Source organism: Pseudobutyrivibrio ruminis DSM 9787, from assembly GCF_900218035.1.
Classification (GTDB): Bacteria; Bacillota; Clostridia; order Lachnospirales; family Lachnospiraceae; genus Pseudobutyrivibrio; species Pseudobutyrivibrio ruminis.
This window is the reverse complement of record NZ_OBMR01000017.1, coordinates 21,267-28,742: the sequence shown is the minus strand read 5'-3', so window position 1 is coordinate 28,742 and position 7,476 is coordinate 21,267. Positions and strand designations below refer to the sequence as shown.

6 protein-coding genes and 1 rRNA gene are annotated in these 7,476 nt (G+C 35.6%); 1 reads left to right on the top strand and 6 read right to left on the bottom strand.

Annotated features, from left to right (window positions below):
- Positions 1–79, bottom strand: a 16S ribosomal RNA gene (locus tag CRN97_RS14040); the annotation flags it as partial.
- A 364-nt stretch (positions 80–443) separates the two neighbouring features.
- On the bottom strand, positions 444–905 hold the full coding sequence (locus CRN97_RS14035) for an RpiB/LacA/LacB family sugar-phosphate isomerase (RefSeq protein WP_074792266.1): 462 nt from the start codon (positions 903–905) through the stop codon (positions 444–446).
- A gap of 267 nt (positions 906–1,172) precedes the next feature.
- Between CRN97_RS14035 and CRN97_RS14030 the strand changes: the two genes are divergently transcribed.
- On the top strand, positions 1,173–3,005 hold the full coding sequence (locus tag CRN97_RS14030) for an EAL domain-containing protein (RefSeq protein ID WP_179670774.1): 1,833 nt from the start codon (positions 1,173–1,175) through the stop codon (positions 3,003–3,005).
- Positions 3,006–3,039: 34 nt separating this feature from the next.
- Here CRN97_RS14030 and CRN97_RS14025 read toward each other — a convergent pair whose 3' ends face one another.
- The 4 genes from CRN97_RS14025 to CRN97_RS14010 all read right to left on the bottom strand — a co-directional run bounded on the left by CRN97_RS14025 (position 3,040) and on the right by CRN97_RS14010 (position 7,476).
- A complete protein-coding gene (locus CRN97_RS14025; RefSeq protein ID WP_097077315.1) occupies positions 3,040–3,492 on the bottom strand; it encodes a low molecular weight protein-tyrosine-phosphatase in 453 nt (150 codons plus the stop codon).
- Between the two features lie 12 nt (positions 3,493–3,504).
- The gene (locus tag CRN97_RS14020) at positions 3,505–4,113 is read right to left on the bottom strand and encodes a hypothetical protein (protein WP_097077314.1); all 609 of its coding nucleotides are present in this window, start codon (positions 4,111–4,113) and stop codon (positions 3,505–3,507) included.
- Between the two features lie 87 nt (positions 4,114–4,200).
- Positions 4,201–4,836 (bottom strand): hypothetical protein, encoded by a 636-nt coding sequence (locus CRN97_RS14015; protein ID WP_097077313.1) that lies wholly within the window; start codon positions 4,834–4,836, stop codon positions 4,201–4,203.
- Between the two features lie 72 nt (positions 4,837–4,908).
- The gene (locus CRN97_RS14010) at positions 4,909–7,476 is read right to left on the bottom strand and encodes an MFS domain-containing histidine kinase (protein ID WP_179670773.1); all 2,568 of its coding nucleotides are present in this window, start codon (positions 7,474–7,476) and stop codon (positions 4,909–4,911) included.

Genomic DNA, 7,476 nt, shown 5'->3' with positions numbered 1-7,476 from the left:
ATAAGTTGCTTCGTTCGACTTGCATGTGTTAAGCACGCCGCCAGCGTTCATCCTGAGCCAGGATCAAACTCTCATGTTAAAAAGTTTAATTCCGAATCAGTATAAAACTGACTTGTTTACTAATAAAGGTTTCGTTTCATTAAGAAACTTAAATGAATTTCAAGGATACATGTTTTATACAAAACTGTATTAATTCAAGGTTTGTTTCACTGTTCAGTTATCAATCTTCGTTTATTTGTTTTGCTCTGTGTGACTCGCTGTCCCTCAGTGCTCGATTATAATATCACCTGTATCATCACTTGTAAAGCCTTTTTTGATGATTTTTTTAAAGTAAATCTATTCACCCCAAAAGCGCCCTTTTGTTTGAATTGCACTAATTGTTTGTACAATATTTGTAAATACCCCACAATACCAATTATAATCCCATTACTTGCACCTCAACTTTACTTTACAGGCACGCAATGCTTATCGTTGATATCGCAAACCTTCTGTACTCTTCTTCTATACTTTTCTTCCATCAATGGTTCAGTATTAAGCCATGTCTTAACTACTTCCATAGCCATCAAACCACCAATGATTTTTGCGCCAAGGCAAAGGATGTTTGAATCTGTATGCTGACGAGCTAATGTTGCACACAATGGATCCTGGCATACTGCTGCATAGCATCCGTTTATCTTGTTTGCAATAAGTGCACTACCATAACCTACACCATCGCAGAATATTCCTCTGTCGCATTCACCTTTTGCTACTGCTAATGAAGCCGGATACACAAAATCTGATAAATCACAGCTGTTATCATCGTATGTTCCAAAATCTTCTACTTCATATCCCTGACTTAATAAGTAAGCTTTAATTTCCTCCTTCATTTGAGTTCCTGCATGATCGTTTGCCATTGCAATCTTCATATTTATTTCCTCCTACTTTTATATACAGAACAATAATCATCCTACTAATAGATAACATGTCTACTTTAAATGATAAAAAGGTATTTACTTAATTGCAACATATTCTTAATTCCGTCACAGATTGTTCATTGGAATTAGACGATATAATAGCATACAATCATTTGTAGGGAGAGCTATAGATTTTATTTGAATGAGGGGCTTATGTGGGATTATAGTTTCGCTATACCTAGCATCTTAATATTGGCGATATTGCTAATCAATTACTTTATGCTGCAAAGGTTGCCTATCCGCGTCAACAAAAACTTTGTCAGCCTTTTATTAATTGAAACTGCAGTAATTACATCTGATATATTCTCCAGCTGGGCCTGTGAGAACTATCAAGATTTGCCCAAATTCGTAGTTGTTTCCAGCAACATGTTTTACTTCATTTTCTTCATCTTACGAGCATTCGCATTCTTTGTGTTCACTTGTAGCATTCTTGAGTTGGATCCAACAGAGAATCAATTTAGAACATTTTTATGCCGCTTACCTATGATTATTACAGAGGTAGTAACGCTGTCTTCCCCATTTACAAAAGCTGTATTTTTTATAGGAAGTACAGGTTATCAGCGTGGATCTTTATATAATATTATTGTTTTAAATTTCGCTATATATCTATTCCTCAGCATACATGCTACTGTAATTTTTAAAAGCAGGCTTAAAGCTAAGAGGGATTTTTTCGGTATTCTTTTCTATTTATTAATCCTCATCGTTGGCTTAATATTTAGAATCATGTTCCCTAGATATCTACTGATGGATACTTTCTGCGTCATGACAATAATCTCTATTAATCTTCTTTTTATGAATCCAGAGTATTTTATAGAAAGAAGGACGCGTTTATTCAATAGCGAAGGACTACGAATCATTCTTCAAGATACAACTAGGCAAAAATATAACACTATATTTGCATTTGTGATTAGACATTATCAAGAGGCCGTAGAAATCTATGGTGCAAAGCAGATGGATGTTGGTATCCGTCTCATCGGTTTATACCTAAGACGAATTCTCCCAAAAGAAAAGCTATTCTATTATCGATCAGGCAGATTTGTCATTATGACAAAATCCAGCGTCGATGTTTCAGGTGTAATTAAAAAAATCGAAGAACGTTTCAAGTCCCCTTGGTTATCCGACAACGTTGAACTGTATTTGGAGGCAAGATTTGTTGAAGTAAGCCCTGACTATGAAATGTATGATTCAGATATTGTCATTAATACTTTAGTAAACGCCCTGAGCAAGGCCAACAATAGTACGGACAAGTCTCATATACTTGTGGGCCGAGACATGTTTGATGCAATACAAGACAATACTGCCATCAAAAGGGCCCTTGAAAAAGCAATCGAAAACAATAAAATTGAAGTATTCTTGCAGCCTATTATGGATGCCCAGACAAATACTTTGGTAGGTGCCGAAAGTCTATGTAGAATTAGAGATGATAAAGGCGAGATAATATCTCCTAACAAGTTTATTCCAATTGCTGAAAGCAATGGTCGAATAAATCAACTGGGTGAACAGGTTTTTGAGAAAACCTGTAAATTCATCAGCGAAAATGACATGAGTGCATTGGGATTAGAGTGGATTAATGTAAATCTATCTGCTGCACAATTTATGAAAAAGGATTTATCATCGGATTTCAGCAATCTCATTGAGAAATATAATCTTCGCCCTTCAGACATTCATCTTGAAATAACAGAGGCGGTAATCGTTGACGATGATATTATGAATAATCAAATTCAAAGTCTTCGTCAAAAAGGATTCCTGTTTTCTCTTGATGATTATGGAACAGGCTATTCAAACATTAGCAGGCTTAAACATTCGCCATTTTCTAACGTAAAAATTGATATGAGTATTGTATGGGACTACTGTAATAATCCGGATTTCCTTTTACCTATGCTGATAAAAGCATTCAAAAAAGCTGGCTATAGCCTTACTGCCGAAGGAATAGAAACGAAAGAAATAGAAGATACCATGAAATCTATTGGATTCGATTATCTGCAAGGAATGTACTATTCGCCTCCAATTCCAATGGATGAATTTATAAAGAAATATACTAAAAGCTCTTAGCCAGCAAGACTAAGAGCTTTTCTTGTTATCAATATTAATAATTTAGATGCATTAAAAGGCCTTCGCAACCAGCCAATACATCCCTATAACAAACGTCAAACTTTCGAGTGTACCAAGGATCATCAATATCACGTGGTCTATCGGTAAAATCAAGAAGCCTGTATATTTTGCTGTCCCTGTCTTCACCAAATTCATAGCGTAGGTCACGCATATTTTCTGCATCCATTCCAATTATATAATCAAAGTCTCTATACTCGTCCTTTCTAATGTGACGAGCTCCATAGCCGCTGCAATCTATGCCTTTTTCATTAAGCAGTTGTCTAACTGGTGGATATACTGGATTGCCTATTTCCTCGTATGTCATAGCTGCACAGTCGATATAGAAATCCTCTGCAATTCCGCGTTTGTCTACCATATCCTGCATTACATATTTGGCCATAGGCGAGCGACAAATTGAACCATGGCAAACAAAAAGTATTTTAGTCATTATTATCCTCCGCTAAGACTGTAAATCCAGAGTCGGCATAGAATCTATTACTTCTTGTAAAGGAGACCATGCCATAACATCAAAATCATCTTCTCCTATACTAGCATTTTCATCCTCGTCCTCCAAGCCCTCGCCTTTGTTTCTATTAGTTTTTCTTGCCTCTTCTATTTCATCATTATTGTTAGGCAAACTAGCATATGCATCTGTCTTTTTGAATTCCCTTACTACTTCATCCAAGGCTGCAATTATAGCTGTTTTATATTCGTCTTTATCTGAAATACTGTTGTAAGCAAAGAAAATAATGTCATTAACCTCTTCTTTAGACTGAGCGGTCTTCAGCTGATGCTCCAAATTTTCAGCCATTCTTCTAATTCTGAGATATTGTAGATAGAGTTCTGGATTGTGCTCTTTTAAATATGACTCTTCCTTTTTAGTTAGCCTTTTCCCGCTTTTTATTTTTGCCTGTATTTTTTCCATCAGCTTAGGATCTTCCTTGCTATTTGAATCAGAGGCTTCCTCCTGTAATTTTCTAACCACATTCGTCAAATGAGCTGATACCGTTTGGCCATCTATACTATTATTTTGAAAACTCATGTTTCCTAAATCAAATGATATCTGCATAGTCTTCTCCTATACCTTACAAATAAAAATGGTTCATGAATGAGTATCATTTCATCCATGAACCTTAAAAATATCCTTACTATATATTTAGAGCATTAACCCGCTTGAATTATAAGTTCCCGAGCTTAGTGCCAATGCCTTGTTAACTATTGTATCAATAGAATCAACTGTGCTGGCAATATTTTTGTAGTATGAAGAGGTGCTACCAAGAAGAGCCTTGATATCCTCTGGCTTTGCTGCCGAAAGCTTTTCCTGGTCGATTACAAGCTTGTTATCGCTGCTCATCGTAATTCCAATATTGGCAAAGTCTTCTGCCTTCGCTTTGTAAGCCTCCAAAAACTCTGATTGGAATGTGTTGTATAATGTACCACCACATGAAGTCAGATTTGTAACAGTGCTGTTGTAAGCTGTTACAAAATTAGTAACACCTTTTAATAATTCAGCATTGTCGTATTCTTTTCCAGACTCTGCCTCATATAAAGACTTATCATCCAGCTTTGAAAGAGCATCCAAAAGATTTGTAGCAGCCTTATCAACATTTTTGTATTTGCTGTTGGAAGTGCTAGATGAAAGCCCCATAGATTCCATCTTCTGCTGATATTTCAAATCATTGTTTGAGATGATTTGGTCGATAAGCGCATTTCCACTTTTTTTGCTATTTAACATTGAAAGCAGACCTTGACTACTCTGATAATACTCATAAGAATTATTAATCGTACTCATCAAAACCCTCCTTTTTCATTCTCCATTTTTTATATCGGATAGGTTTCGCCACAAGTTTATAGATTAAGTTTATTATTTTTGTTCTTCTGTTTTAAGCTCGTCAAATTCAACTATTGCTTTAAACAAATCTCCATCAATCTCAAGCGTCAATGATCCTCCCATAGATTCTGTTAAGCTCTTTGCTATGGAAAGACCTAAGCCATTTCCGTCTGTGAAACGAGACTTGTCACCACGAACAAAACGCTCCATAAGCTCATCTGCTGAAATGTTTAACTCATTTTTTGATGTGTTTCTAAAGTTAAATCTGACTTTGCCGTCTACTCTCTTCAAATCAATATACGCTCTTGTATCCGGTTGCGCATATTTTACGATGTTAGACATAAGGTTATCAAAAACTCTCCAAAGGTAGCGATTGTCCGCCATAAGGAAGATGTCATCTGCTGGAAAATCTGTTACCACTGTAATCTTGCCAGATTCCAGTCTTTCGCTAAACTCACCTATGGACTGATTTAGAAGAACAACAGCATTAATTTTCTCCATGGCAAACTTTATATTTCCTGTAGATGCTTTGGATGCTTCTATTAAATCTTCTATTAGCTTTTTCAGACGAGCTGACTGGCGACTAAGGACTCCCAAATATTCCTTGGCCTTTTCATTATCAATTTTTTCTTTGTTTAGCAAGTCAACGTAGTTGATGATGGATGTAAGAGGAGTCTTAATGTCGTGAGAGACATTAGTTATAAGTTCGGTCTTCATTCTCTCGCTTTTAGTTCTCTCATCAAGAGCTACATTGATACCATCACCAATTTGATTCATAGCAACGGCATGCTCCTCTAAAAACAGTGGCATCCCCTTTAAATCAACCTGGGCTGATAAATCTCCTTCTGCAAGCGCTGTGGCTGTCTCTTTTATTTTGGCATAGCTATATAGCAATTTGCGAAGCACAACGACAAAAGCTATTTTTTCAAGCACCCAGAATGGAGCAATTCCTCTAGTATCATATGACATCATAATTACAAAATATTCAATTATCGTAATTACGATAAAGATAAACCAAATTCTTCTAGTCCATTTAATATTTTTACGAATCTTTATTGACTGCTGATGAAGGATAGCAAGCCGACCCTTCCCCCAGACGATAATTTTGTAGGCAAATGTATGCTTGAAGAATCGATGTAGCTTTACATTTACCACTAAATTTGCAGACCATAAAAGTCCTACTGTCATCATAGCTGCTGTAACTATTCCAAATATAAATATAGACATTCCAAGAGATAAATTGCTATCTCTCATTGTTTCTACAAGCCAATAGGATATTGCAAAAATAATATATTCCGTAATAATAGCGCACCAGAAAAATACATCAGTCCAAACCTTACCAATCCAATTAACGCTAATTTCATCGGAATCTTTTTTATGACCAATGGCACTCATATACAAAATGTAGCATACAATTGATAGTATGAATGAAATGACTGCTACTATCGGAAATACGTATTTTGTATCCTCGGCAAATCCGATGAACCATTTAGCCTGTGCATAAAAATCATTTACTCCATTAAATGCATCTTTAGGGAAGCATACAAAAACATAATTTTCTGTTTCAGGATTTAAAGTTGCAACCTCAACTGTAGAAGCCGTTTTTAAATATGCTTCATAATATATTTCTGAAAGTGTGTTATGTATAGTAGAAAAGTCAGCAATATATTCACCCATTGGCGCTTCTTCTCCATACCCGTCCACATAAATATTAATAGCAAAATCTTCTATACTATCTGTAATAGGTGCAAACTGAGTATCTTCAATATACAAACCATCTGTATTTTCTACAGGAGCATTAGGCAGAGCACGTTCTGCCGGCAAATAATCAACTACATATTCTTCTGTTGTTTCTTCTGTTCCTTCTGAATCCTCATCTTCTATTGTATATGTAGTCTCATCACTATCTCCCTCTTCTAAAGGAGTATAATAATCTACCACATCCGGTTTATTGGCTTCCCAAATTTTTCTGTAAATAATATTTGCAGATGAGTTCCAATAAGCATCTTCTTTTGACTCTTCATCAGCATATGTGACTGTACAAATGTCATAACATGACTCACTAAGCTTGTAAAACTCGCCGCTGCTATATACGTACATATTCTGACTTATAGGATCATAACCAATACCATTGATATCATAAGTTTTCCATTCAGTAGTATTTACATCAATAATCTGATTGCCACCCCATATGTCCAGAAAATTATCACTAAGCACAAATTCTGTATCTGGATTAATACTGTAATCTCCTACATAGGCATTGTCTGGAACATTTGTGGTGAAATTTTTATATAAATACAAAGATTCATCATCAAGATCAATGTTTTCAGCATTTGTCCCCTTGATGATTCCATAATAGCAATTCATTTCATCTAGCTTGTCTTTATTAAAATCATCCTGATTATCAGAAAGAGCTAAAGTGGCATAACTAGTGCCCGCGTATCTATAAGCAAAATCTGAAAATGCATCTTTATCATTCGAATATAACTTCCAGCTTTGGAAGAATGCGCATATCACCAGTGATAAAACGCAAATAAATGCAAAAATAGTGCATCCCACTGCAAGAAGTATCTTACTTGCATTACTGTATAGTCGTTTCAT